19 protein-coding genes and 1 riboswitch are annotated in these 26,529 nt (G+C 72.6%); of the genes, 5 read left to right on the top strand and 14 right to left on the bottom strand.

The window, feature by feature from the left end; genetic code table 11:
• Genes ACKUU6_RS09020 through ACKUU6_RS09010 form a run of 3 tightly spaced genes read right to left on the bottom strand, consistent with a single transcriptional unit; the run spans window position 1 to window position 4,474 of the window.
• Window positions 1–2,022: a putative cobaltochelatase gene (locus tag ACKUU6_RS09020; RefSeq protein WP_407987960.1), complete on the bottom strand. Its 2,022-nt coding sequence runs from the start codon at window positions 2,020–2,022 to the stop codon at window positions 1–3.
• A complete protein-coding gene (locus ACKUU6_RS09015; protein ID WP_407987959.1) occupies window positions 2,019–3,536 on the bottom strand; it encodes a cobyric acid synthase in 1,518 nt (505 codons plus the stop codon). Before ACKUU6_RS09015 ends, ACKUU6_RS09020 begins: the two co-directional genes overlap by 4 nt.
• Window positions 3,533–4,474, bottom strand: a complete 942-nt coding sequence (locus tag ACKUU6_RS09010) for a cobalamin biosynthesis protein (RefSeq protein WP_407992072.1) — start codon at window positions 4,472–4,474, stop codon at window positions 3,533–3,535. The genes ACKUU6_RS09015 and ACKUU6_RS09010 overlap by 4 nt, the downstream gene beginning before the upstream one ends.
• A 101-nt stretch (window positions 4,475–4,575) precedes the next feature.
• Window positions 4,576–4,710, bottom strand: a riboswitch (cobalamin riboswitch).
• A gap of 169 nt (window positions 4,711–4,879) precedes the next feature.
• Here ACKUU6_RS09010 and ACKUU6_RS09005 point away from each other — a divergent pair.
• From ACKUU6_RS09005 to ACKUU6_RS08990, 4 genes are all read left to right on the top strand, one after another.
• The gene (locus ACKUU6_RS09005; protein WP_407987958.1) at window positions 4,880–5,278 is read left to right on the top strand and encodes a YidB family protein; all 399 of its coding nucleotides are present in this window, start codon (window positions 4,880–4,882) and stop codon (window positions 5,276–5,278) included.
• Between the two features lie 284 nt (window positions 5,279–5,562).
• Window positions 5,563–6,252 carry a helix-turn-helix domain-containing protein gene (locus ACKUU6_RS09000; protein WP_407987957.1) on the top strand — a complete coding sequence of 230 codons (690 nt, stop codon included), beginning with the start codon at window positions 5,563–5,565 and terminating at the stop codon, window positions 6,250–6,252.
• A 109-nt stretch (window positions 6,253–6,361) separates the two neighbouring features.
• The gene (locus ACKUU6_RS08995; protein ID WP_407987956.1) at window positions 6,362–7,480 is read left to right on the top strand and encodes an alpha/beta hydrolase family protein; all 1,119 of its coding nucleotides are present in this window, start codon (window positions 6,362–6,364) and stop codon (window positions 7,478–7,480) included.
• A gap of 183 nt (window positions 7,481–7,663) precedes the next feature.
• Window positions 7,664–9,097 carry a hypothetical protein gene (locus tag ACKUU6_RS08990; protein WP_407987955.1) on the top strand — a complete coding sequence of 478 codons (1,434 nt, stop codon included), beginning with the start codon at window positions 7,664–7,666 and terminating at the stop codon, window positions 9,095–9,097.
• Window positions 9,098–9,511: 414 nt separating this feature from the next.
• On the opposite strand, the gene ACKUU6_RS08985 is transcribed toward ACKUU6_RS08990, so the two are convergent.
• The 11 genes from ACKUU6_RS08985 to ACKUU6_RS08935 all read right to left on the bottom strand — a co-directional run bounded on the left by ACKUU6_RS08985 (window position 9,512) and on the right by ACKUU6_RS08935 (window position 23,592).
• Window positions 9,512–10,396 (bottom strand): CDP-alcohol phosphatidyltransferase family protein, encoded by an 885-nt coding sequence (locus tag ACKUU6_RS08985; RefSeq protein WP_407987954.1) that lies wholly within the window; start codon window positions 10,394–10,396, stop codon window positions 9,512–9,514.
• Window positions 10,383–11,072: a phosphatidylserine decarboxylase gene (locus ACKUU6_RS08980; protein ID WP_221503563.1), complete on the bottom strand. Its 690-nt coding sequence runs from the start codon at window positions 11,070–11,072 to the stop codon at window positions 10,383–10,385. The genes ACKUU6_RS08985 and ACKUU6_RS08980 overlap by 14 nt, the downstream gene beginning before the upstream one ends.
• Window positions 11,073–11,419: 347 nt before the next feature.
• A complete protein-coding gene (locus tag ACKUU6_RS08975; RefSeq protein ID WP_407987953.1) occupies window positions 11,420–12,622 on the bottom strand; it encodes an acyl-CoA dehydrogenase family protein in 1,203 nt (400 codons plus the stop codon).
• 167 nt (window positions 12,623–12,789) lie between these two features.
• Window positions 12,790–13,293: a MaoC family dehydratase gene (locus ACKUU6_RS08970; protein ID WP_407987952.1), complete on the bottom strand. Its 504-nt coding sequence runs from the start codon at window positions 13,291–13,293 to the stop codon at window positions 12,790–12,792.
• A 1-nt stretch (window position 13,294) separates the two neighbouring features.
• Complete coding sequence (locus tag ACKUU6_RS08965; RefSeq protein WP_407987951.1) at window positions 13,295–14,257, bottom strand: HpcH/HpaI aldolase/citrate lyase family protein; 963 nt, start codon at window positions 14,255–14,257, stop codon at window positions 13,295–13,297.
• Between the two features lie 23 nt (window positions 14,258–14,280).
• Window positions 14,281–16,305 (bottom strand): protein meaA, encoded by a 2,025-nt coding sequence (locus tag ACKUU6_RS08960; protein ID WP_407987950.1) that lies wholly within the window; start codon window positions 16,303–16,305, stop codon window positions 14,281–14,283.
• Window positions 16,305–17,642, bottom strand: a complete 1,338-nt coding sequence (gene ccrA, locus ACKUU6_RS08955; RefSeq protein WP_407987949.1) for a crotonyl-CoA carboxylase/reductase — start codon at window positions 17,640–17,642, stop codon at window positions 16,305–16,307. The genes ACKUU6_RS08960 and ccrA overlap by 1 nt, the downstream gene beginning before the upstream one ends.
• 341 nt (window positions 17,643–17,983) lie before the next feature.
• Window positions 17,984–18,886, bottom strand: coding sequence for a TetR family transcriptional regulator (locus tag ACKUU6_RS08950; RefSeq protein WP_407987948.1), 903 nt, complete (start codon window positions 18,884–18,886; stop codon window positions 17,984–17,986).
• A 191-nt stretch (window positions 18,887–19,077) separates the two neighbouring features.
• Window positions 19,078–20,853 (bottom strand): 3-hydroxyacyl-CoA dehydrogenase family protein, encoded by a 1,776-nt coding sequence (locus ACKUU6_RS08945; protein WP_407987947.1) that lies wholly within the window; start codon window positions 20,851–20,853, stop codon window positions 19,078–19,080.
• Between the two features lie 436 nt (window positions 20,854–21,289).
• Window positions 21,290–22,786 carry an MFS transporter gene (locus ACKUU6_RS08940; protein WP_407987946.1) on the bottom strand — a complete coding sequence of 499 codons (1,497 nt, stop codon included), beginning with the start codon at window positions 22,784–22,786 and terminating at the stop codon, window positions 21,290–21,292.
• Between the two features lie 161 nt (window positions 22,787–22,947).
• The gene (locus tag ACKUU6_RS08935; RefSeq protein WP_407987945.1) at window positions 22,948–23,592 is read right to left on the bottom strand and encodes a TetR/AcrR family transcriptional regulator; all 645 of its coding nucleotides are present in this window, start codon (window positions 23,590–23,592) and stop codon (window positions 22,948–22,950) included.
• A 300-nt stretch (window positions 23,593–23,892) separates the two neighbouring features.
• Here ACKUU6_RS08935 and ACKUU6_RS08930 point away from each other — a divergent pair, with 300 nt between their 5' ends.
• Window positions 23,893–26,499 carry an MXAN_6230/SCO0854 family RING domain-containing protein gene (locus tag ACKUU6_RS08930; RefSeq protein ID WP_407987944.1) on the top strand — a complete coding sequence of 869 codons (2,607 nt, stop codon included), beginning with the start codon at window positions 23,893–23,895 and terminating at the stop codon, window positions 26,497–26,499.
• Window positions 26,500–26,529 lie beyond the last annotated feature (30 nt).

The raw sequence follows: 26,529 nt of genomic DNA, 5'->3' as shown, positions 1-26,529 counted from the left end.
TCAAGCTGCCTTTCGCATCGGGGAGGAGGGCCGGTGCGCGTGCACCAGGGCGGCGACGCCCTCGGCCCTGAGGTCGTCCAAGGTGACGGCGGAGGCGTTCAGCTGGGCCGCCAGCGTGTGCGCCAGGCCGAGCCGGACGTGGCCGGACTCGCAGTCCAGCACCACGCTCGCCACGCCCTGCGCGGCCAGTAGTCCGGCCGCCCGCGCGGCCTGCGGCAGGGCGTCCCGGCCGCCGGTGGCCCGACCGTCGGTGACCACCACCAGCAGCGGACGGCGGTGCGGGTCACGCATCCGCTCCACCCGCAGCGTCTCGTGTGCCCGGAGCAGCCCGGCGGCCAGCGGAGTCCGTCCCCCGGTGGGGAGTTGCTCCAGCCGGGCCGCGCCGACCTCGACCGAGGAGGTCGGCGGCAGCGCCAGCTCGGCGCCGCTGCCCCGGAAGGTGATCATGCCGATCTTGTCCCGCCGCTGGTAGGCGTCCATCAGCAGCGAGAGCACCGCGCCCTTGACGGCGGTCATCCGCTGCCGGGCCGCCATCGACCCGGAGGCGTCCACCACGAACAGCACCAGGTTGGACTCCCGTCCCTGGCGCACCTGTTCGCGGAAGTCGTCCTTGCGCAGCACCAACGCCCGCGAGTCGCGCCCGCGCGCGGCCTGGTGCGGCGCGGCGGCCCGGAGGGTGGCGGTCAGGTGCAGCCGGCTGAGGTGGCCCTGCGGGCGGCGGGCCCTGATGGTGTGCCCGCCGTCCGTCTCGGCGGGGGAGCGGCGCCCCTGGGCGCCCTTGCCGGTGCCGGGCACCTTGAACAGCCGGGTCCGGTACGGCTCCCCGGCCGAGGCCACCGGGGCCTTGCTGCCGCCGCCCTGGGCCTGCGCGGGCACCTCGGGCTCACCGGCGGGCTCTTCGGCGGCGGTCGAGCCGTCGGGGGCGTCGCCCTGCGGCTCGGGGGCACCGCCGCCGTCGCCGTCCGGGCCGTCGTCCTCCGGGCCCTCGGAGGGTCCTTCCGAGGGCCCCTCGGAGTGCTCGTCCAGGGTCCGGTCGAGCTGCTCCTCGTCCAACCCGGGGGCGTCGAACGGGTTGCGCCGCCGCCGGTGCGGCAGCGCGAGCTGGGCGGCCTTGCGGACGTCCTGCTCGTTCACCTCGGTCCTGCCCTCCCAGGCGGCCAGCGCGACGGCCGTCCGGGCCATCACGATGTCCGCGCGCAGCCCGTCCACCTCGAAGGCCGCGCAGACGGCGGTGATCTGCCGCAGCGCCACGTCGGTCAGCACCACCTGTGGGAGCAACTCCCGGGCAGCGGTGATCCGTTCGGCCAGCTCCCGTTCCTCGGCCGCGAACCGGGCCGCGAAGCCGTCCGGGTCCGCGTCGTACGCCAGCCGCCGACGGACCACCTCGGCGCGCTCGTCCGGCTCCCGGGTGGCGGCGATCTCCACCGTGAGGCCGAACCGGTCGAGCAGCTGCGGCCGCAGCTCGCCCTCCTCCGGGTTCATCGTGCCGACCAGCAGGAAGCGGGCCGCGTGCCGGACCGACACGCCCTCCCGCTCGACGTACGAGCGGCCCATCGCGGCGGCGTCCAGCAGCAGATCCACCACGTGGTCCTGGAGCAGATTCACCTCGTCGATGTAGAGCACGCCCCGGTGAGCCTTGGCCAGCAGGCCGGGCTCGTACGCCTTGACGCCCTCGGCCAGCGCCCGCTCCAGGTCGAGCGAGCCGACGATCCGGTCCTCCGAGACGCCGACCGGCAGCTCGACCAGGTGCGCCGGCCGTTCCTGCCCGGGGACGGCGCCGTGCGGGCCGTCCGGGCACTGCTGGTCAGGGGACGAGGGGTCGCAGGCGAACCGGCAGCCCGGCACGGTGTCGATCGAGGGCAGCAGCCCGGCCAGGGCCCGCACCATGGTCGACTTGGCGGTGCCCTTCTCGCCGCGCACCAGTACCCCGCCGACGGCCGGTGAGACGGCGTTCAGCAGCAGCCCGAGCCGCAGGTCGGCCATGCCGACGATCGCGGTGAAGGGGTAACGCACGTCGGTCATCGGTCGGTCTCCGTAGCTCGGGGTGCCCCGGGTGGGACGAACGGCAGGTGGGCGGGCGCGCCGCCCTCGATCAGCTTCCACAGCGCGTCGGTGTCGGCGTGCTCCTCGATCAGGTCACCCAGCCGGTCCAGGCGTTCCTCCCGGGCGGCGGCGAAGGAGGTGTCCGGCGCGGGGACGAAGGCCCGCCCCGCCTGCTCGGCCACCTCGCGCAGCAACGCCCGGCGGAAGCCGTCGTTCTCCAGCGCACCGTGCCAGGTGGTGCCCCGCACCGACCCGACCCGACAGCCGTCCAAGAAGGGATCCCCTCCCTCAACGGTCACCACGCCGTGGTGGATCTCGTACCCCTCGACCCGCTCGCCGAAAGCCTCGCCGACCGGCCGGGCGAGCACCTTCTCCCGGCCGAACACCACCCGGGTCGGCAGCAGCCCGAGCCCTTCGACCGTGCCGGCCTTCGACTCCACCTGATCCTCGATCACCTGACCGAGCATCTGGTAGCCGCCGCACACCCCGAGCACCGGCAGCCCCGCCGCCGCCCGGGCCCTGAGCACCGGTTCGAGACCGCGCTCGCGCAGCCACTCCAGATCGGCCACGGTGGCCCGGGTGCCGGGCAGCACCACCAGGTCCGCGTCGGCCAGCTCCTCGGCCCGGGTGGCCCAGCGGACGAGAACGCCCGGCTCCTGCGCCAGTGCGTCCAGGTCGGTGAAGTTCGACAGCCTCGGGAAGCGGACCACCGCGACCCGCAGCACGTCCGCCCCCACCGGGCCGCGCACCGCGCCCCGGTCCACCACGGTGGTCAGGTCGAGCGAGTCCTCGGCGTCCAGCCACAGGCCGGAGAGCATCGGCAGGGTGCCGAGCACCGGACGGCCCGTCAGCTCGCGCAGCATCTCGAGACCGGGGGCCAGCAGCCGGGCGTCGCCCCGGAACTTGTTCACGAACCAGCCCGCCACCAGCGCCTGGTCCTCCGCCGAGAGCAGCGCCAGCGTCCCGTACATGGCCGCGAACACCCCACCCCGGTCGATGTCGCCGACCACCACCACGGGCAGCCGCGCCGCCGTGGCCAGGCCCATGTTGGCGATGTCCCGGTCCCGCAGGTTGATCTCGGCGGGGGAGCCGGCGCCCTCGCAGACCACCACCTCGTACCGGCTCCGCAGGTCGGCCAGGCACTCCAACGCCCGCTCCAACAGGACGGGCTTGCGCTCGCGGTAGTCCAGCGCGCCGACCTCGGCGACCGCCCGGCCGAGCAGCACCACCTGGCTGCGGCCGTCCGCCCCGGGCTTGAGCAGCACCGGGTTCATCGCCGCCTCCGGCTCCACCCGGGCGGCCTGCGCCTGCATCGCCTGCGCGCGGCCGATCTCGGCGCCGTCGGCGGTGACGAAGGAGTTCAGCGACATGTTCTGAGCCTTGAACGGGGCCACCCGGACGCCCTGGCGGGCCAGCCAGCGGCAGATGCCCGCGGTGACCACGCTCTTGCCCGCGTCCGAGGTGGTCCCGGCGACCAGCAGCGACCCGCTCACGACTTCCTCCAGGTGTACAGGGCCCGGCCGGTCACGGTGACCGCCAGCGCCAGGGCGCCGACCCGCCGGGAGAGCGCGCAGGCCCGTTCGATGTCGTCGACCGTCACCGGCCGCAGCTCGCCGCCGAGCACTGGCCGGTGCTCCAAGCGCTCCCCGTACCGCAGGGTTCCGCCCAGCCGCACCCCGAGCGCCCCCGCGAAGGCCGACTCGGCCTGGCCCGCGTTCGGGCTCGGGTGTGACGAGCCGTCACGGCGCCAGACCCGCCAGGCCGTACCCGGCTCGGGCGCGGCCGCCACGGTGAGCAGTGCGGTCAGCCGGGCGCCCGGCCAGCCCGCCAGGTCGTCCAGCCGGGCCGAGGCCCAGCCGAACCGCAGATGGCGCGGCGAGCGGTGGCCGACCATCGCGTCCAGGGTGTTGACGGCCCGGAACGCGAGCAGCCCCGGCGTACCGGCCAGCGCCCCCCAGGTGAGCGCGTTCACCACGGCGTCGGCGGTGTTCTCGGCGACCGACTCCACCACCGCGCGGGCGATCTCCGGACCGTCCAGCGCACTCGGGTCCCGGCCACACAGGTGCGGCAGCTGCTCCCGGGCGGCCGTCAGGTCGTTCCGCCGGAGCGAGCGGCCGATGGCGCGGGCCTCCCGGGTCAGCGAGGTGCCGCCCAGCACCGTCCAGGTCGCGGCGGCGGCCAGGCAGGACCGGGCCAGCGGCGCCCGGCGCAGCGCCCGCTCGGCGAGCACCGTCCCGGCCGCGACGGTGCCCACGCAGGCGGCCGTGTACGCGGCGCCGGCCGGACGGTGGTCGCGCCAGAGCCGGCGCTCCAACCGGGTGGCGGCCGAGCCGAAGACGGCGACGGGGTGACCCCGCCGGGGATCGCCGAACCCCGCGTCGGCCAGGTAGCCGGCGACGGAGCCGAGCAGGAACGGGAGCGCGGGGGTCAGTCGGCGCACGACGGGGAGGTGTCGGCTCGGTCCTGGATTGCCGGCATGGCGTGGGTGTCCTCACTCAGGGTCCGCGCCCTGGATCGACGTACCGGGGGCGAGAGTCTCCTGGCTTCCGGGTCCGGCACACTCCCGGGCCTTCCAACAGCCGCCGGGGCGGGCCGTCGTGACCGTACGTCGAGAGTGCTCCCCGGTGACAGTGGCGGGACCGCGCCGGACTCGCACCGGCTTCCTCTGCTTGCCTCCGTTTGGCTGAAGGATCCCATCACGCGGCCGGACGGGCAGTCAACAAAGGGCGCGGAGGGGTTGGTCACACGTCCGTTCGCCCCGCCGTGCGGGGGCGTTCCCCGGGGGTGAAGCTGGCCCTGGCGCGGCGTCGGTCCGCGCCCGAACTGGAGGACGGTCATGACCGATCTCGGAAAGCTTCTCGGCGGACTCCTCGGCGGCAACGCCGACGGCAGCGGGGGCAACCTGCTCGCCATGCTGCTCAGCACGCTCGGCGGTGGGCAGGGCGCGGCGGGCGGTCTCGCCGCCCTGCTCCACCAGCTCACCCAGGGCGGCCTCGGCCCGCAGGCCCAGTCCTGGGTCGGCACCGGCGCCAACCATCCGGTCACCGGCCCCGAACTCGCCGCGGCCCTCCCGGACCGCGAGCTCGACGCCCTCGCCGAACAGTCCGGCCTCTCTCCCGACCAGGTCGCCCGACACCTCGCCGCCCAGCTCCCCGCCGCCGTCGACCAGCTCACCCCTACCGGTGAGCTGCCCACCCCGGCCACTCTCGACGAGCTCTTCGCGACGCAGAGCTGAAGGCAGGGGCCGCACTGTCCGGGCGGGTGGCTCCGCCGCGCGGGCCAGGAGGTCCGGTGCCGGGGTCACCTGCGACAGCCGGCACGCACCGCCTGCCGAGGCGGAGCCGCTCAGCAGGCCCCGAGCCCCCGGACGGGCCGGCGCCCGTGGTTACCTCCGAGTACAACGTCTGATCAGCCGTCAGCATTGGTGGGAAGCACCAAGGACCCACCAAACCGGACACCCTCGCTTCGTGCGTTCAGCGGGTGATCCGCCGGTCCGCCCCGGTCCTACCGTCTGATGGCATGCGACGAAGACCGCCCGCCCCCACGCCCGTGCCCTTCTCGCCGACCGCGGCCAGAGCCCACCGGGCCGGTCTCGGCCTGACCCCCGATCAGGTCGCCGAAGGAATGGCGGCCCACGGCATCCGCCTGCTGCCGAGCCACGTGATCGGCTGGGAGACCGGTGAGTTCCGGCCGTCCGAGGAGGAGTTCATCGCGCTGGCCCGGGCCCTCTGGTGCCCGCCCGCCCAACTGATGGGCACCGCGCCGGCCACCCTGCGGGACTTCCGGGTGGCCCGCGAGCTCACCCAGGACCAGGCCGCCCACCGGATCGGTGTGACCCTCCGCGCGTACGAGCAGGCCGAGCTGGCCGGCAAGTGGGGCGGCGACGCCGGACAGACGCACGCGCTGGCCCATGCGCTGGGCATCGGACTGCGGATGCTGGTGCGGGTGACCCACCGTCAGGACGAGCTCGACCGCTGTCTGCGCCAGTGCGTGGACGGCCGCTGGCAGTCGCAGGTGAAGCCGGTGGCCCGCCTGGTGCCGGTGCCCCGGCCGGTGCTGGAGGAGACGCTCGCGGAGTTCCAGGGCGAGTACCTGGTGCCGATGCACTGGGGCTCCTCGCCGGCCCCGGCCGACCAGCAGTCGGCCAAGCCGCACGCGCAGCGGTTCTGGGAGCTGCTGTCCCGGCACCGGACGGACATCCCGGTCTGACGGACCGTCGGTTTCCGCCACCGACGGCCCCGCTCCGGTGGCGGGGTGCGGTCGGCCCCGGTGGAATGGACCGCAACGTCCCGTCCGCCCACAGCACACCGGGAGCGCAATGCGTTGGGGAACCGCGGCCATGGTGGCCGCCGCCGCAGTCGGAGCCGGCACCGCCGCCGTCCTGCTGCTCGGCCGCAGGGCGTCCGACGGGGTGGTCAGGCCCGGCCGGGCGCTGCCCGGTGCCGGCGCCGACCTGCGGGTGCACGACCTGGCCCCCGGCGGGGTGGTGCTCACCCGCAGCACCGCCACCACCCGGCCGGGACGGTACGCGCTCGAGTGGCCCGACGGCGGGCACGCGGTGGTCGGCGAGGTGCTCGGCACGGGCCCGCAGACCGTCACCCGCCGGTTGGAGCAGGTGGACGGCGGTTCGCTGCGGATCGGCGACCAGGTCGAACTGACACCGCGGGTGTACGTCGGCGACCCGCGCTCCGCCCTCGGCCTCGACCACCGCGACACCACCGTCATCGGCGAACTCGGCGACCTCCCGGCCTGGTACGTCGACGGCACCCGCGGCACCTGGGTCATCCTGGTGCACGGCCCCGGCACGGACCGCTCGCAGGCGCTGCCCGTCCTCCCGCTGCTGCACCGGCTCCGACTGCCCAGCCTGAGCATCACCTACCGGGGCGACCAGGGCGCACCGTCCTCACCGGACCGGCTCGGGCACTTCGGCGAGACCGAGTGGCAGGACGTCGAGGCGGCGATCCAGCTGGCCATGGAGAGCGGCGCGGGCCGGGTGATCCTGTACGGCTGGTCGGTCGGCGCCACCATGGTGCTGCAGGCCGCGGCCCGGACCGCCTGGTCGGAGAAGGTGGCCGGGCTGGTGCTGGACTCGCCGGTGCTGGACTGGTCGCAGACCGTCCGGCGGGAACGCGCCCGGTCCGGGGTTTCCGCCGCGCTGGCCGAACTGGGCGCGCTGGCCGCCGAGGGCCGCAGCAGGGTCGACCTGGCCGGCTTCGCCCGACTCGCCTCCGGCGCCGACCTGGACATGCCCACCCTGCTGCTGCACAGCCCCGCCGACTCGATCGCCCCCTGGGACGCCGCCGCCCGACTGGCCGACCTGCGCGGAGACCTGGTCAGCCTGCACGCCATCCCGCGCGCCGAGCACGCCGCCCTCTGGAACGCCGACCCCACCGGCTACACCGAGACCCTCCGTCGCTGGCTCACCCCGCTGCTGTGAGGAGAACCGCCCCGCGCGGCCGCCGGGCCCGTGAAATGACCGCTGGCGTCTGGTTTGCCCCCGGCCCGGGAAAAGGCGATGTGACAGAACGCCTTCGCACGGGGAAGACTGCACGGCGTGACGTCTCGGAATTCGCGCGACCGTGATGCCCCGCTCCCGCCGACGATCGGTACCGGGGCGACGGTGACCCGTCTCCCCGGCACGGCCCGCCGCGGTGACACCGCACAGCCGGGCAGCACCCCCAACCCCCGCCCCCGTACCCCCGCACCCAAGCCCGGCCGTGGCCGGGTCCCGGTTCCGGAGGGCTTCCCCGCACCGGCCGAGCTGGCCCCGCTGGCCCGCCGGATGCTGGCCGACGCCGTGCGGATCGCCCGCTGGGCCGGTGAGCTCGGGGAGGTCGACAAGCGCGGCGAACTGCTGCCCGAGGACGCCCGCGCGGCCGGCCGGGCGCTCGCCATGACCGTCGGCGCGGCCGCCAACGCCTGGGGCCAGGCGCTGCTGGTCGGCCTGGTCGAGGCCCGGGACGGCGGTGCCACCCCCGGGTGGCGGCTGCACGCCTGGGAGCACGACGACGAGGCCGTGATCCGCGGCTGGTCCGCGCTCTTCGACGCCTGGACGCTGGTCGCCCCGATGCCGCCCGCCGCGATGCGCGGCGTCTTCGCTGTGCTGGCCGGGCAGGCCGTGGACCAGGCGCCCCAGCTGCTCTCCTTCCTGCACCTGGTGGACGGCCCGGTGGCCGACAGCGAGCTGCTGGAACTGCTGCGCCGGGGCCTGGACGAGCGCCGGGTGGCCGCCGGGGCGACCCCGCTGTCGCCCGTTCCGCACGCCGCCTCGGCCGTCTCCGCCGTCCGCGGCACCTGCCGCGAGCCGCAGATCGACACCCCGCACTCGCCCGCCGACGTGGCGGCCGTACTGGACTGGATGCTCGACGGCCTGGCCGCCGTCGGCGCGCTCACCCGGCAGGACGAGGCGGCCGAGCTCTCGCCGCTCGGCCACTGGGCGGTCCGGGCCAAGCTGGAGGAGATCTGCACCGTCGCGCAGACCGCCGCCGGCCATATCGAGCAGAGCGCACTGGAACTGCTGGACGCCTGCGCCAGCTACTCGCCCGGCCCCGCCAGGGCCGAGTACCGGGCCTGGGTCGCGGCCCGGCCGGTGGACCGCGCGGTGGCCGAGCTGCTGGACGCCGCCCGGGGCGACGACGCGCTGCTGCGCGGCCTCGCCTTCGAGGCGCTCCGGGTCGCGGGCGGCACCGCCGAGCAGGCGGTCCGGGCAGCCGTGGACGAGGGCGTCCTGCGCCCCTACGCGCTGCTCTGGCTGGCCGAGCAGTCGGACGAGGTGGGGGTGCTGCCCTCGGACGTCCTGACGGCCGAGGACGCCGCCTGGCTCTGGGTCGACACCGCCGCCGCCGTGCTGGACCACGGCGAGACCGGGCTGCTGGTCGGTCACGTCGAGGGCGCCTCGGCGGGGGAGCCGGTCCGGCTCTTCAACCGGGCCCGCCAGTCCGGCCACCCCCGCGCCGCCTCCGTCCTCACCGCCGTCGCCGGGGTGCACCCGGACCCGGCGGTGGCCAGGGCGGCCCGGCGGTCGGCCTTTAGCGTGCACAAGGGCGGCGCTTAAGCCGCCCTGCCCAGACTCGCTTCCAAGGGGCTCGGGGAGAGGCGGCGGGCAGGTCGACTGCCGATCGGCCCGTGACCGCGCGCGGCCTCCTGAACGGGTGCGCCGTTCCGCGAGGCCGGCGTCGCTGTTCCCCGGGCCCCTGCTAGGTCCTGTCCGGGCGATCTTGCCGGCCGTGCGACATCGGACCCGCCGCGTCGGCGGCTGATGTCACAGCCCGGCTGGACGCACGGCCGGAACGCCCAAGTACGACCCAGTACGAGGCCGTTCCGGCCGCACGCCCGGCCGCACGCCCAGCCGGGCGCCCGACGCCGCACGCTGATCCGACAAGATCGCCCGGACAGGACCCAGGGCCCAGAGCAACGGAAGGGCCCCTCTCCCGAGCGGGAGAGGGGCCCTTCGCGTACCGGTCCGGCGTCAGCAGCCGCGCGACTCCGCGCGGCGGGCGCGGACGTCCCCGACCTTCTGGCCCACCTTGCGGCGGATGACCAGCAGCGGGGCCATCGCGGCCAGCGCGATCTGGGCGATTGCACCGACGTGCATCAGGGCGTCGCCGCCGGGCAGACCGGCCGCCCAGGCCGCCAGGCAGCCGATCGAGACCACGATCCAGCAGAGCGTGGCGGTGGCCAGTAGGCCCTGCGGCTTGGGGTACTCGATCCGACTGACCATCAGGTACGCCACGCCGAAGATCATCAGCAGGCCCGGCACGAACGGCGGGTCCAGCAGGACGATCGCGATCACCGTCATGGCGCCCATCGGGCAGGGCATGCCCTGGAAGATCCCCGGCTGCATCTTCACGGCCGAGAACCGGGCCAGCCGGAGCACCACCGCCAGCAGCACGGTGAGCGCGATCAGCGCCGAGAAGCGCTGGTCCTGCCCGGGGCTGACGATGCCCCAGACCGCCACGAAGTAGGCCGGGGCGATGCCGAAGCTGATCAGGTCGGCCAGGTTGTCGAGCTCCGCACCGAGCGCCGAGGAGCGCAGCTTGCGGGCCACCAGGCCGTCGAACAGGTCGCACATCGAACCGATCAGCAGCAGCGTCACCGCGGTGGCGGCGCTGTGCTTGTCGGGGCCGGCGGCGGAGGTGCCGGTGATGTGCGGCATCAGGACCCCGGTGGTGATCGAGTAGATCGCCAGGAAGCCGCAGACGGCGTTCCCCAGGGTCAGGAAGTCGGCGGTGGAGAGGTGCTGCGGCGAGCGCGGCGCGCGGAGCTCGCGGTCGCGGGCCCAGCGGCGGCGGCGCAGGTCCGTCTCCTCGTCCTCGTTGAGGCCGACTAGCGTCTCAGGATCAGTCACGGTCAAGGCGCGTCACCCCGGCAGTGGTCTTCTGGCCGACCTCGACGCCGACCTCGACGCCGGCCGGCAGGTAGGTGTCGACGCGGGAACCGAAACGGATCAGACCGATCCGGTCACCCTGCTCGACCTTGGTACCGGCGTCGACGTACGGCACGATGCGACGGGCCACGGCCCCCGCGATCTGCACCATCTCGATGTCGCCGAGCTCGGTGTCGAAGTGCCACACGACCCGCTCGTTCTGGTCGCTGTCCTTGTTGAACGCCGGGACGAAGCCGCCGGCGACGTGCTCGACGGACGTCACGGTACCGGGCAGCGGCGCGCGGTTGACGTGCACGTTGAGCGGGCTCATGAAGATGGCCACGCGGGTGCGGCCGTCGGGCCAGGCGTCGATCGACTGCACGACACCGTCGGCGGGTGAGATGACCCTGCCGGTCCCGATCTCACGCTCGGGGTCGCGGAAGAACCACAGCATGCCGGCGCTGAGCGCACAGGCCGGTACCGCCGCCACGGCCCACTTGCCGCTCCGCCTGGTGAGGGCGGTGGTGAGGGCGGCGGTGGCCAGCGTGGGGACGAACCAGGGGGTGGCTCCGCGCGCGATGGTGACGCGAGGGCGTCGACCGTTCGCCGGGGCGAGGGCATCGCCGACCGGAGCGGAGGAGTGAGGGGACGGGCTGATGGGCATCGAATACCTTAGTCGCGGGCCCCGACTGGCAGAGCTAGGCACCTGGACGGGGGCCACCGCGGGGATCGAGTGATAAAGGGACGGCGTGCTGTCCCGGTGGATGCTATCGGGACCAGGCGGTAGGTGGGCAAGCCGCCTGCTGCTCGAGGTGTCCTGTGCGGCGCCGATCCGTGCCTGCTATGTGTACGACCGTAACGCGGGGGCAGCCGGTTCCCCAAGGACTCCGACACCGGTCGTGACCCACGTCTCACGTCCGGACGAGGCGGACCGGGAGCACCAGGGGCGCGCGGAGGCGGCCGTAGGGCGCATACCTCCTGGTACGCGCCCTACGGCCGCCTGACCGGGCCTCAGTCGGCGAGGCGGTACTCCTCCAGCAGGCGACGGCCCACGATCATCTTCTGGATCTCCGCCGTACCTTCACCGATGAGCAGCATCGGAGCCTCCCGGTAGAGGCGCTCGATTTCGTACTCCTTGGAGAAGCCGTAGCCGCCGTGGATCCGGAACGAGTCCTCGACGACCTCCTTGCAGTACTCGGAGGCCAGGTACTTGGCCATGCCCGCCTCCAGGTCGTTCCGCTCGCCGCTGTCCTTCTTGCGGGCGGCCATCACCATCATCTGGTGCGCGGCCTCGACCTTGGTGGCCATCTCGGCCAGCTTGAACTGGATCGCTTGGTGCTCGGCGATCTTCTTGCCGAAGGTGGAGCGCTGCTGGGCGTAGGAGATGCCCAGCTCGAAGGCGCGGCGGGCCACCCCGCAGCCGCGGGCGGCCACGTTGACCCGGCCGACCTCGACGCCGTCCATCATCTGGTAGAAGCCCTTGCCCGGGACGCCGCCGAGCACCCGGTCGGCCGGGACGCGGACGTCCTGGAGCACCAGCTCGGTGGTGTCGACGCCCTTGTAGCCCATCTTCTCGATCTTGCCGGGCACGGTCAGGCCCGGGACGGTCGGGTTCGGTCCGAAGCCGGGCGTCTTCTCGATCAGGAAGGTGGTCATGTTCTTGTACGGGCTGGAGCCGCCCTCGTCGGTCTTGCAGAGCACCGCGACCAGGGTGGAGGTGCCGCCGTTGGTCAGCCACATCTTCTGGCCGTTCAGGACGTACTCGTCACCGTCCCTGACGCCCTTGGTGGAGATGGCGGCGACATCGGAGCCGAGACCCGGCTCGGACATCGAGAACGCGCCACGGATCTCACCGGCGGCCATCCGGGGCAGGAAGTACTCCTTCTGCTCCTGGGTGCCGTGCGCGTTGATCATGTGAGCCACGATGAAGTGGGTGTTGACGATGCCGGAGACCGACATCCAGCCACGGGCGATCTCCTCGACCACCAGGGCGTAGGTGAGCAGCGACTCGCCGAGCCCGCCGAACTCCTCCGGGATGGTGAGGCCGAAGAGGCCGAGCTGCTTCATCCCCTCCACGATGGCGGTGGGGTACTCGTCCTTGTGCTCCAGCTCGGTCGCGACCGGAATGATCTCCTTGTCGACAAAGTCCCGCACGGTGGCGAGGATGTCCCGCTGGATCTCGGTGAGGCCGTCGGTCTGTGCGAGGCGTCCCATCGTGCGGCTCCGAATGTCTGAGGGTCTGAGGGTGGTTGCGGGGCCCCACCGGCGTGACTCGGTGGGGCCCCATGACCGGGGAGGAGCCGATGACGGCGGCTCCTCGGCCGGGGTTCGGGAGGCCGGTCTCCAGGAGAGCGGCTCGTCTCTAGGAGAGCGGCTCGTCTCTAGGAGAGCGGCTCGGGGCGGCCGGGCTGCTCGCCGCCGCGTGCCTTGATGTACGTCTCGGTCGGCACCATCACCTTGCGGCGGAAGATGCAGACGACCGTGCCGTCCTGCTTGTAGCCCTTGGTCTCGACGTACACGATGCCGCGGTCGTCCTTGGACTTGGACGGCCACTTGTCGAGCACCACGGTCTCGCCGTAGATGGTGTCGCCGTGGAAGGTCGGCGCCACGTGCCGCAGCGACTCGATCTCCAGGTTGGCGATCGCCTTGCCGGAGACGTCCGGGACGGACATGCCGAGCAGCAGCGAGTAGATGTAGTTGCCCACCACCACGTTCTTGCCGAAGTCCGTGGTGTTCTCGGCGTAGTTGACGTCCATGTGGAGCGGGTGGTGGTTCATGGTGAGCAGACAGAACAGGTGGTCGTCGTACTCGGTGACGGTCTTGCCGGGCCAGTGCTTGTAGACCGCGCCGACCTCGAACTCCTCGTAGGTGCGTCCGAACTGCATGTCAGCTCCCCGGGATCTCGAACTTGGTGGTGCGCTCCATGCCCGCGGCGCGGCCCTTGCCGGCGATGACCAGGGCCATCTTGCGGCTGGCCTCGTCGATCATCTCGTCGCCGAGCATCGCCGAGCCCTTGGCGCCGCCCGCCTCGGAGGTGCACCAGTCGTACGCGTCGAGGATCAGCTCGGCGTGGTCGTAGTCCGCCTGCGAGGGGGAGAAGATCTCGTTCGCCGCGCCGACCTGGTCCGGGTGCAGCACCCACTTGCCGTCGAAGCCGAGGGCGGCGGCGCGGCCGGCCACCTCGCGGTAGCCGTCGGGGTTGCGGATCTGCAGGTAGGGGCCGTCGATCGCCTGGAGGTCGTGCATCCGGGCGGCCATCAGGATCCGCATCAGGATGTAGTGGTAGGCGTCGGCCGGGTAGCCGGGGGGCTGCTGGCCGACCACCAGCGTCTTCATGTTGATCGAGGCCATGAAGTCGGCCGGGCCGAAGATGATCGTCTCCAGCCGGGGGGAGGCGGCGGCGATCTCGTCGACGTTCACCAGGCCCTTGGCGTTCTCGATCTGTGCCTCGATGCCGATCTTGCCGACCTCGAAGCCCATGGTCTTCTCGATCTGGGTGAGCAGCAGGTCGAGCGCCTTGACCTGGGTGGCGTCCTGGACCTTCGGCAGCATGATGCAGTCGAGGTTCGGACCGGCACCCTCGACCACGGTGATCACGTCGCGGTACGTCCAGTGGGTGGTCCAGTCGTTGACCCGGACGACCTTGGTCTTGTTACCCCAGTCGCCGTTGTTCAGGGCGTCCACGATGTTGTGGCGGGCGCTCTCCTTGACCAGCGGGGCGCAGGCGTCCTCCAGGTCGAGGAAGACCTGGTCGGCCGGGAGGCCCTGGGCCTTCTCCAGGAAGCGCGGGTTGCTGCCGGGGACGGCGAGACAGGAGCGGCGGGGGCGCAGGCGGTTGACGTTCGTCATGAGGGTGGGTCGGTCCTTCCGGGTCAGCTGGTCGCGGCGGTGGTGGTCGCGGCCCAGGGCTGAAGCCTGTTGGCGAGCCGGATCTCGTCGACGATCCGGCCGATGATGGTGGTGATGCCGAAGTCCTTCGGGGTGAACACGGCGGCGACGCCGGCGGCCTTGAGGGCCTCGCCGTCCGCTGCGGGGATGATGCCACCGACGATCACGGGCACATCCTCCACCCCGGCCCGCCGGAGTCGGTGCAGGACGTCCGGCACCAGCTCGGGGTGGGCACCCGAGAGGATCGACAGGCCGACGCAGTGCACGTCCTCGGCGACGGCGGCGGAGACGATCTGTTCGGGTGTCAGGCGGATGCCCTGGTAGACCACCTCGAAGCCGGCGTCACGGGCCCGGACGGCGATCTGCTCGGCGCCGTTCGAGTGGCCGTCGAGGCCGGGCTTGCCGACCAGCAGCCGGAGCTTGCCGGTGCCCAACTCCGCGGCGGTGGCCGCGACCGCCTCCCGGACGGCCGCCAGCTCGCCGCCGGGCTCGGCCGCGACCGCGACCGGAGCACCGCCGACGCCGGTGGGCGCGCGGTACTCGCCGAAGACGTCCCGCAGGGCGAAGGACCACTCGCCGGTGGTGACGCCCGCACGGGCGCAGGCGAGGGTCGCGGGCATCAGGTTGTCGGTGGTCGCGGCGGCGGCCTTGAGGGCCGCCAGGGCGGCCTGGGCGGCCGGCTCGTCCCGCTCGGCCCGCCACTCCTGAAGGGCCGTCAGGACGGACTGCTCGGAGGCCGGGTCGACCACCATGATGGCGGTGTCGAGGTCGGCCGTGAGCGGGCTCTCCTCGGTGGTGTCGAAGCAGTTCACCCCGACGATCTTGTCCTCGCCGGACTCGATCCTGGCCCGCCGGGCCGCGTGCGAGGCGACCAGGTTGGACTTCAGGTAGCCGGACTCGACGGCCGGGATCACCCCGCCCATCTCCAGCACCTTGGCGATCTCGGCCTCGGCGCCGGCCAGCAGCTCGGCGGTCTTGGCCTCGATCACCTCGGAGCCGTTGAAGATGTCGCCGTACTCCAGCAGGTCGGACTCGTAGGCCAGCACCTGCTGGATCCGCAGCGACCACTGCTGGTCCCACGGCCGGGGCAGGCCGAGCGCCTCGTTCCACGCCGGGAGCTGGACCGCGCGGGCGCGGGCGTCCTTGGAGAGCGTGACCGCGAGCATCTCCAGCACGATCCGCTGGACGTTGTTCTCCGGCTGGGCCTCGGTCAGGCCGAGCGAGTTGACCTGGACGCCGTAGCGGAACCGGCGCTGCTTCTCGTCCTCGATGCCGTACCGCTCCCGGGTGACCTTCTCCCAGAGACGGGCGAAGGCGCGCATCTTGCACATCTCCTCGACGAAGCGGACGCCCGCGTTCACGAAGAAGCTGATCCGGGCCACCACCTCGCCCATCCGCTCGGCCGGGACCTGCCCGGAGTCGCGGACCGCGTCCAGCACCGAGATCGCCGTGCACATCGCGTACGCGATCTCCTGGACCGGGGTGGCCCCGGCCTCCTGGAGGTGGTAGCTGCAGATGTTGATCGGGTTCCACTTGGGAATGTGGCCGACCGTGTAGGCGATCATGTCGGTGATCAGGCGCACCGAGGGGCCGGGCGGGAAGACGTGCGTCCCGCGCGAGAGGTACTCCTTGACGATGTCGTTCTGGGTGGTGCCGGTGAGCTTGGCGACATCGGCGCCCTGCTCCTCGGCGACCACCTGGTAGAGCGCCAGCAGCCACATCGCGGTGGCGTTGATGGTCATCGAGGTGTTGGTCCGCTCGACCGGGATGCCGTCGAACAGCGTCCGCATGTCGCCGACGTGGCCGACCGGCACGCCGACCCGGCCGACCTCGCCGCGGGCCAGGACGTGGTCCGAGTCGTAGCCGGTCTGGGTGGGCAGGTCGAAGGCGACCGAGAGGCCGGTCTGACCCTTCGCCAGGTTCTTCCGGTAGAGCGCGTTGGAGTCACTCGCGGTCGAGTGGCCCGCGTACGTCCGCATCAGCCACGGACGGTCCCGGTCGGCGGCCATCAGATGTTCCTGAAGCGGTTGATCGCAGGCAGGTGCTTCTCCCGCAGCTCCTGGTCGCGGACGCCGAGGCCCTCCTGCGGAGCCAGGCAGAGCACGCCGACCTTGCCCTGGTGCTTGTTCTGGTGCACGTCGAGGGCGGCCTGCCCGGTCTGCTCCAGGGAGTAGACCTTGGAGACGGTCGGGTGGATCTTGCCCTTGGCGACCAGGCGGTTGGCCTCCCACGCCTCGCGGTAGTTGGCGAAGTGCGAGCCGACGATCTTCTTCAGCGACATCCACAGGTAGCGGTTGTCGTACTGGTGCATGAAGCCGGAGGTGGAGGCGCAGGTGACGATGGTGCCGCCCTTGCGGGTGACGTAGACCGAGGCGCCGAAGGTCTCGCGGCCCGGGTGCTCGAAGACGATGTCCACGTCCTCACCACCCGTCAGCTCGCGGATCCGGCCGCCCAGGCGCTTCCACTCGCGTGGGTCCTGGGTGTTCTCGTCCTTCCAGAACTTGTAACCCTCGGCGCTGCGGTCGATGATCGCCTCGGCGCCCATGGCGCGGCAGATCTCGGCCTTGGCGTCGTTGGAGACCACGCAGATCGGGGTGGCGCCGCCGGCCAGCGCGTACTGGGTGGCGTACGAGCCGAGGCCGCCGCTGGCGCCCCAGATCAGCACGTTGTCGCCCTGCTTCATGCCCGCGCCGTTCTGCGAGACGAGCTGGCGGTACGCGGTGGAGTTGACCAGGCCGGGGGAGGCGGCCTCCTCCCAGGTGAGGTGCTTCGGCTTGGGCATCAGCTGGTTGGTCTTCACCAGGGCGATCTGGGCCAGGCCGCCGAAGTTGGTCTCGAAGCCCCAGATGCGCTGCTCCGGGTCCATCATCGTGTCGTTGTGGCCGTCCGAGGACTCCAGCTCGACCGAGAGGCAGTGGGCGACGACCTCGTCGCCGGGCTTCCAGGCGTTCACCCCGGCGCCGGTGCGCAGCACCACGCCCGCGAGGTCGGAGCCGAGCACGTGGTAGGGCAGGTCGTGACGCTTCGTCAGCGGGGAGAGCCGCCCGTAGCGCTCGAGGAAGCCGAAGGTGGAGACCGGCTCGTAGATCGAGCTCCACACCGTGTTGTAGTTCACCGCGCTGGCCATCACCGCGACCAGGGCCTCGCCCGGGCCGAGCTCCGGCAGGGCGACCTCGTCGAGGTGCAGGGACTGGCGCGGGTCCTTGTCGCGGCTGTCCAGGCCGGCGAACATCTGCTCCTCGTCCTTGTGGAGCGTCACCGCCCGGTAGGACTCCGGCAGCTTGAGCCCGGCGAAGTCCGCCGGGGTGCTGTCGGTGCTGAGGATCGCGTCGAGGATTTCCTTCATGGCTGCCTCCGAAGGCGTACCTGTGTGAGGGCGCACAGGGCGTCTGGGGGAGCCGGGAGCGGACACCGGCTTCGCTGGTTTTCGGTCTGGGTGGGAAAGGCGGGGGTGGCTGCGACGGATGGTGGTGTCGCATCCGGACACGGCGCGCCGAGGTGGGGAGCCGCGGCGCCGCGACTGGTGAGGAACAAGGTAGTGGCACCCTGTGCCACTAGTAAAGACACCGGGTGCCATCAATTCGAGTGAATCCGACGACCGTTCGACCGGGGCCCGTGGGACGCACGGAGGGCCCGCCCCGGTGAACCGGAACGGGCCCTCTGAAACTGCTCTGACCTGCGTAAACCTCAGCCGGTCGAACCACTGAGCGCGGCCCTGATCCGGTCCACCACCTGCTCCAGTGGAGCGTCCGTCCGGGTCACTGTGATGAGTACCTCACCCCCGGGACTGGCACTCAGTGCGCTCACTGCGGCGGCCTCCATCGAGGACACGGGTGTCACTGTGGCACCCGGTGCCACAGTCGTCCCGCGCCGTCGCACCCCGTTCGGAGCGGTGGCCCAGAACGTGTTGCGGATGACGTCGAAGGAGTGGTCGAGCTGCGCCTCCACGTCGCCCAGACCGCCGGCCCGCAGCCACCGCCGGAGCACGTGGTTGTGGGCCGCCACCACCGCCGCCGCGGAGACCTCGGCCAGCATCGAGTCGTCGTCCCCACCGCGCTGCCAGCCCGGCGGGATCTCCTCGGCCGCGTCGAAGCGGCCCAGTAGGTAGCGGGTGAACAGCCGCTCGTACCGGGAGACCACCGCGATCTCCCGCTCGCGCAGCGCCCCGACCTGACGGATCAACTGGTACCTGGCCACCGAGACGCCCGGCGTGGAGGCGTACATCCGGAGCACCTCCTTGATACCGCGGCAGACCACGTCGAGCGGGTGCTCCTCGGTGTCGGCGCTGGCCAGCAGGTCGGCCACCCGGACCAGGGTGTCGTCGTGGTCCGGGAAGATCGCCTCCTCCTTGGACCGGAAGTACCGGAAGAAGGTTCGCCGGGCCACCCCGGCGGCGGCCGCGATCTGGTCGACCGTGGTCTCCTCGTACCCCTGGGTGGCGAACAGCTCCATCGCGGCCGAGGCGAGATCCTGGCGCATCTGCTGTCGCTGGGCGGCCGCCCTGCGGTTGCCCGCCCCGGCCTCGGTGGCCGGCCGGACGCCCTCCGGACGCTCCGGGGCTGACTGTTCGGATGACTGTTCCCGGTCCATGGCCGGAACGCTACACGTACCGGGTGGCGGGCCGGCCGCCTTTGTCCGGCGCAGCGGCGGCACCGGAGCGGCCACCACCGGACGGGGCCAGCGCCCGGTCACCGCACCGGGACCCCAGGCCGGCCGCACCGGCCGCCCGCCGACCGGGTGCTGACTGCCCGGCAGCCCGCCCGGAGGGGGCGCCTGCCCGGTCACCGGCGGGCGTGGTCGCGGAATCCGCGACCCGTCTTGCGGCCCAGGCAGCCGGCCGCGACGAGGTGCTCCAGCAGTGGTGCGGCGGCCAGGCCCGGCTCGCGGAACTCCTGGTGCAGCACCTTCTCGATGGTCAGCGAGACGTCGAGGCCGACCACGTCCAACAGCTCGAACGGACCCATCGGGTAGCCGCAGCCGAGCTTCATCGCGGTGTCGATGTCGTCCACCGTCGCGTAGTGCTCCTGGAGCATCCGGACGGCGTCGTTCAGGTACGGGAAGAGCAGCGCGTTGACGATGAATCCGGCCCGGTCACCGCACTCGACCGCGTGCTTCCTCACCGTGCCGCAGAGCGCCAGCACGGTGCTGGTGACGTCCGGCGCGGTCAGTACGGTGGAGACCACCTCGACCAGCTTCATCGCCGGGGCCGGGTTGAAGAAGTGCATGCCGATCACGTCCTGCGGCCGCGAGGTGGCGGTCGCGCAGCTGATCACCGGCAGGCTGGAGGTGGTGGTGGCGAGCACCGCGCCGGGCTTGCAGATCTTGTCCAGGGTGGCGAACAGCTCGCGCTTGACCGCCAGGTCCTCGGCCACCGCCTCGACCACCAGGTCGACCTCGGCCAGCTCGGCGTACCGGCCGCTCGGGGTGACCAGGTCCAGCGCGGCGTCGCGCTGGTCGGCGGTCAGCCGGCCCTTGTCCACCGAGCGCCCCAGCGAACGGGCCAGCTGGGCCTTGGCCCGGTCCGCCTTCTCCTGGCTCCGGGCGGTCAGGATCACCCGGTAGCCGGCCTTGGCGAACACCTCGGCGATGCCGGTGGCCATCGTGCCGGAACCGCAGACACCGATGCTGCGCACCTCGCGCCCGGCCACCCGGGCGGTCTCGGCGCCACCGGGATCGGCGACCACCCGGGACGAGCCCGGGGCCTGGTAGGTGTAGAAGCCGCGCCCGCTCTTCCGGCCGAGCAGCCCGGCCGCGACCAGCTGGCCGAGGATCGGGGCGGGGGCGTGCAGCCGGTCCCTGGACTGCTCGTACATCGCCTCCAGCACCGTTCGCGCGGTGTCCACGCCGATCAGGTCGAGCAGCGCCAGCGGGCCCATCGGCAGGCCGCAGCCGAGCCGCATCGCGGCGTCGATGTCCTCCCGGGTGGCGTACTTGGACTCGAACATCGCGGCGGCCTGGTTGAGGTAGGCGAACAGCAGCCCGTTCACCACGAACCCGGCCCGGTCACCGGCGGCGACCGGCTCCTTGCCCAGCTCGCGGGCGAACTCGGCCGCCTGCTCCGCGATCTGAGGGGTCGTCAGGACGGTGCGCACCACCTCGACCAGCTTCATGGTGTGCACCGGGTTGAAGAAGTGCAGGCCGAGCACCCGCTCCGGGCGGGCGGTGGCGGCGGCGATCCGGGTCACCGAGAGTGCGGTGGTACCGGTCGCCAGCACAGTCTCGGGCGGGCAGATCCGGTCCAGCTCGGCGAAGATCTCCCGCTTCAGCTCCAGCTGCTCGGGGACCTCCTCGATCACCAGGTCGGCGGTCGCGGCCGCGTCCAGCTGGTCGCCGACCGAGATCAGGCCCAGCAGTGCGGACCGTTCCTGGTCGGTCAGCCGCTCGCGGCGCACCGCCTCGGCGGTGGCCGCCTCGATCCGGGCCAGCGCACGGGCCGCGCCGGCGGGGTCGGCCTCGATGCCGATCACCCGGCGTCCGCTGTGCGCGACGGCGACGGCGATGCCGGCGCCCATGGTGCCGAGTCCGACGACCGCGACGGTGGGGAAGGGACGCTCCATGGTCCTGACTCCTTGTCATGGGGCCCCGCGCCGCCCGTCCGCGCCGGGCGCACCCGCTCGTCGTCGAGCGGCGGCCGTCATGGCAGGGAGGAGGGTACGGCGGAGCGGGGAGAGTGTGCTGACGGTTGCGGCGGCGCGCGGCAGGCCGGTCCGCTCCGGCTGTGCCGCGGCTGTGCCGTGGTACTCAGGCGCACTGAGAGAAGTCACTGTGCAAAGCGCTGAAGTCCCGTACCGCGTCCGGAAGGCGTGCGATCGCACGTCGGACGGCGGCCCCGCCAGTGCGGCTCCCGAAGCCCGGCGGTGGTGCGTGCGGTCACTGTAGCGAAGTTACCTCCAGGTAGGAAGAGCCTCGGGGACGTCCTTCCGTGGCGGGGTGAACGGCCGACGGCCCCCGCTCCTGGTGGGAGCGGGGGCCGTCGGGGGCGTACGGGTCGGATCAGTGCACCAGCACCGGGACGGCGTCCTCGGCCCCGGCGACGGCACCCTGGTGGGCGTCCGGCCGGCCGGTGTTGATCAGGACCGCCGCGATCGCGCCGGCCAGCAGCATGATGCCGAAGGAGCACCAGATGGCGACCTGGAAGCCGTGCACCATGGCGTTCAGCTGGAGCAGCGACTTACTGGTGGCACCGGCCGCGTGCGAGGTGAAGTACGAGGTGGTGGCGCTGGCGGCGATGGTGTTCAGCAGGGCGGTGCCGATCGCGCCGCCGACCTGCTGGGAGGTGTTCACCATCGCCGAGGCGACACCCGCGTCCCGCGGCTCGACGCCGTAGGTGGCCAGGCTCATCGCGGGCATGAACGCGGTGCCCATGCCGAGGCCCATCAGGACCAGACCGGGCAGGATCACCGCCGGATAGGAGGTGTCGGTGCCGATCTGGGTGAGGATCAGCAGGCCGAGCGCCGCGGTCGCGAAACCGGGGGCCATCAGCTTGCGCGGGGCGACCCGGGTCATCAGCCGGGTGCCGATCTGGGTGGAGCCGATGATCATGCCCGCCACCATCGGCAGGAAGGCGACGCCGGTGATCACCGGGCTGTAGTCCAGCACCACCTGCAGGTAGTAGGTGAGGAAGAGGAACAGACCGAACATCCCGATGATCGCGACACCGAGCGAGAGGTACACCCCGCCGCGGTTGCGCTCCAGCAGCACGCGCAGCGGCAGCAGTGGGGCCTTCACCTTGGACTCGACCAGGACGAAGAGCGCGAGCAGCACGGCGGAGGCGACGAACAGACCGATCGTCACACCTGCGGCCCAGCCGTCCTCGTTGGCCCGGGTGAAGCCGTAGACCAGCGAGACCAGACCGGTGGTGACCAGCAGCACGCCGGGGATGTCCAGCTTGTTGCGGTTGCGGCCCTCGGCGGGTTCGCGGATCACAAGGATGGCACCGGCCGCGGCGACCACCGCGAACGGGATGTTGACGAAGAAGGTCCAGCGCCAGTTCAGGTACTCGGTCAGCAGACCACCGAGAATCAGACCGATGGCGCCACCGCCACCGGCGATCGCACCGTAGATGCCGAACGCCTTCGCCCGCTCCTGGCCGGTGGTGAACATCACCGCGAGCAGCGAGAGGGCGGCCGGCGCGAGCAGCGCGCCGAACACGCCCTGCAGGGCACGGGCGCCGAGCAGCATGCCGGTGTTGGCGGCCGCGCCGCCGAGGGCCGAGGCCAGCGCGAAGCCGATCAGGCCGACGATGAAGGTGCGACGACGGCCCCAGAGGTCGGCGATCCGGCCGCCGAACAGGAGCAGGCTGCCGAAGGCGAGCGCGTAGGCCGTGATGACCCACTGGCGGTTGCCGTCGGTGATGCCCAGATCGGCCTGGGCGGAGGGCAGGGCGATGTTCACGATGGTGGCGTCGAGGACGACCATCAGCTGCGCGAGGCCGATGAAGCCGAGCGCCTTCCAGCGGCGTGGATCGGGCGGTGCGACGGTTCCGGACATGGAGGTACCCACTTAGGTGCGAGGTTCTGTCTGAGCTGAGCGTGCTGAACGAGCTGGGCGTGCTGTCTGAGCTGAGCGTGCGGACGCGCCGGATCACTGGGAGGGCGCGGAAGTCGAAGGTGTGTCAGGTGTCCGAGCCGGTACCCGGGGCCGGCGGGGCGTCAGTCGGTTCGGCGGAGGTCCTCCATGGTCACGGGGTGACCAGGCAGCTCCGAGTGGGCCGGGGCCCGCATCCCGTCGAGCAGGATCTGGAGGTGGCGGTGGACGAAGCCCTGCACCGAGAGGCAGTCGGTGCCCGGCAGCGGCCGGGTCAGCTGGGCGACGGTGGAGAGGTAGTCGCCGGCGCCGATGTCGGAGCGGAGCAACCCGGCCTGCTGGGCCCGGGTGATCAGCTCGACCACGGTGTCCTTCAGCTGCTCACCCGCCTGCTCCAGCTCGGAGTCCGGGTTGCCGTGCTGCGAGATCAACGGGCAGAGCGCGCTGATCCGCTCGTCGGCCGCCGCGTGCGTGAAGCGGGCGACCGCCTGGAACGCGTCCGTCTCCTCGGCCATCGCGGCCCGCGCGTGCGCGGTCGTCTTGTGCATCACCGAGAGGGCGACGTGGTGAACCAGGTCGCGCCGGTCGGCGAAGTTGCGGTAGACCGTCGCGTTGCCGACGCCGGCCCGGCGGGCGATCTCGTCCAGCGGGACGTCCAGCCCCTGCTCGACGAACGCCTCCCGGGCGACCTCGATGATCCGCGCCCGATTGCGCGAGGCGTCGGCCCGTAGGCGTGGCGCGGTCGCCTTCTCGGCGGCGGTGACAGTCATGGTCCAACTCCCCTCGGGCCCCCGTACCGGGGACTGGCTCCCCGGATAACTCGAACATAGCGTCAAACGGGGAGAGTGTCCCCGGATATTTCGGCTGACCATGTGACCTGCGCCACATCGGAAAACCGGTGGGTTGACAGTCGCCCGGCCCACTAGGGTGAGCGCCGCGGGGGCGGCTCCGCGGCGTGCTTCCTTCTCACTCACTCCAAATGAATCCGAGTGCGCCCATTCTCCGTCCCCGCACTGACATCTCCGCCCGGGCGACCGCCCTGAGAGGCGTCCCGAGGGGAAACCACCGCGATGAGCCGCGATCTCGACACACTCCTGCTGCACCGCCAGAGCCTGGTCGTCGTCCCGACCCGCCCCGGCGCCGGACCGGACCGGCGCAGCCGGGACGGGCTGGCCGTGCTGGAGTGTGACCTCGCGCTCCGCGGTTACCGCCTCACCGCCCCGCTGCACGCCGCGCTCGCCCGGCAGAGCCCGGTCGCGCTCAAGCAGACCGGCACCGCCCTGCTCCGCCGGATCGACCTGCTGACCGGCAACGAGCGCCGCCATCAGCCGCTGTTCCTCGGCTTCCCGGACCGGGTGCCGGGGGACGTGCACGAGCTCCTCTCCGCTCGGATGCACGCCTACCTGCGCAACCAGGCCGATCTGACCTGCGGTTGGTGCGAGCTCGAGTCCTCGGTGGACGTGCTCGTGCCGTGCGGGCACCTGATCTGCGGGGACTGTCACCATGGCGCGTACTGCCCGCTGTGCGGCACGGAGCTGACCGCCGTCCGTGCGCGGCTCGCCGTCCGGCTGCCCTTCACCGGCCGCGCCCCGCGCGACGTCCGTCCGCCGTCCGCCGCCCGCGACATCCCGGCCGGTGCCGAGCTGCGCTTCCTCCGGCTGGCCGTCGAACCGGCTGCCGACGCCCTGGCGGAGCTGGGCCGACTGCTCGCCCGGCAGACCCCGCTCAGCCCGCAGGACCGGGACGACCTCGCCGTCCTGCTCGACAACGCCACTGCCGATCACGGCAGTTGGCTGCCCGAGACGATCCCGGTCCGGGAGACCAAGGCCACCGTGCTGGCCGAGCTGCTGCACCGCGACCTGCCCGGCACGCTGCCCGCCCTGGCCGCCAGGATCGGTACCGCCACCGACGTGCTGCGGCTGCTCTGGGCCTGGTCAGGCGTCGAACCCGACCTGCTGGCCGACAAGCCGCCCCGGCTGCGCGGCGTCCCGCGCCCGCTCCGCCGGGCCCTGCTTGCCGCCCTGGACGCGCTGCCGCTCGCCGGAGCGGCCGAGGACATGCTGCGCCACCGCGCCGCCTGGCAGCGTGCGGGCGAGGTGCTGCACCCGTACGAGTACCGCCGCCGGTACCCGAACGCGGCGGCCGCCTTCGCGGTGGTCCGGGGCACCGACCTGCTCCAACACCCGCTGGGTGAAGCCCTGTTGACCGCCCCGCTGCCCACCGCTGGCGCCGCCGGCGGACGGAACCGGCTGACCGTCAGCACCTTCGCCTCCCGGGTCGAGGCCGCACTCGCGACCGGTGACGTCCCCGGAGCCGTCACCCTGCTCGCCCACCGCCCCGGCGAACTCGCCCGACGGCTGCACCACCTGCTGCGCACCCACCACCGTTGGGCGCCCGACGCGCCCTGCCCGCCCGCGCTGCTCCCCGTGCTCCCGGACGCCCTGCGCAGGGTCGCGCCCGGCCCGCTGCTCGGCGCGTACGGTCGGCTGCGCGCGCCCCGGCCGGACAACGAGCGTCGGCTGTACTTCCCGCGCGGCCACACCGCGCGCACCCACGCCCGTACCGACTGGGGTGCCGCGCTGCCCGCCTCGATCAGCGCACCGGTCTGCGCACTGATCGAGGCGGAGCTGCTGCGCCGGGCGGCCGGGCACGGGCGGTTCGATTTGGCGTTCCTGGACGAGGAGTTGACCGGTCTGGCCGCCCCGGCCGTGGAACGGGCCAGTGCCCGTTCGCTGGTCGCGGTGCCGCGCGGCAGCGTGCTCCGGCTGCCGGACGCCGCCCGGCTGCGGCTCTTCCTGTACTGGCTCCAGCCCAAGGGCGTCCGGGTCGACCTCGACCTCTCGGTGGCGTTCTACGACGCGGACTGGGCGCTCACCGGCCTGTGCGACTACACCAAGCTGGTGTACGGCGCCCGGACGGCGGTCCACTCCGGCGACTTCACCTCGGCGCCGAACGGCGCGACCGAGTTCGTCGACCTCGACCTGGCGGGGCTGGCCGCCGCCGGGGCCCGGTACGCCGTGGTCGTGGTGTTCAGCTACAACGACATCGCCTTCGACGAACTCCCGGACGCCTACACCGGTTTCATGACCCTGTCCGCGCCGGGCCGCTCGGCGGGCCCGCTCGACCCGAAGGCGGTCACCCAGCGGCTCGACCTGGCCGGTGCCGCCAAGGTGGCCGTTCCTATGATCATCGATCTGGCCGAACGCCACTGGACCTGGACCGATCTCAACCTCGGCGGCGACGGCGGCCTGCACGACGTCCGCCGACACTCCGGCCGCCTCGGCACGCTCGCCTCCGACGTCCTGCACCACTTCACCCCCGGCGCCCGGGCCACCCTCGCCGACCTGGCCCTCGCCACCGCAGCCGCCACCACCGACCGGGTCCTGATCCGCTCCGGCGGCACCGTCGCCACCTACCACCGCGCCCCGGACGAGCCCGTCGCCGACTTCGCCGCCCGCCTCCGCGACCGCCAAGGCCCTGTCCACACCGGCCCGTTCGACCCCACCGTGCTCACCGACCGGCATGCCTTCCTGGCCCTGCTGGCGGCCGACCTCCCGGCCACCCCCTCCCTCACCGGCACCCTCTACCGCCTCCACCCCGGCCCTCTCGACGCCACCCCCGGCCTCGACCGCCTCACCGCCGCCGACTTGGTCACCCGCTTCGCGCCGGAGGCGTAGGACGGTTCCTTACGCGTAGCCACACGCACG

Origin of the sequence: Kitasatospora sp. CMC57, assembly GCF_045866025.2 — a bacterium.
GTDB lineage: Bacteria > Actinomycetota > Actinomycetes > Streptomycetales > Streptomycetaceae > Kitasatospora.
Note: the sequence above shows the minus strand (reverse complement) of the source record. Positions and strands in the feature narration are given on the sequence as shown.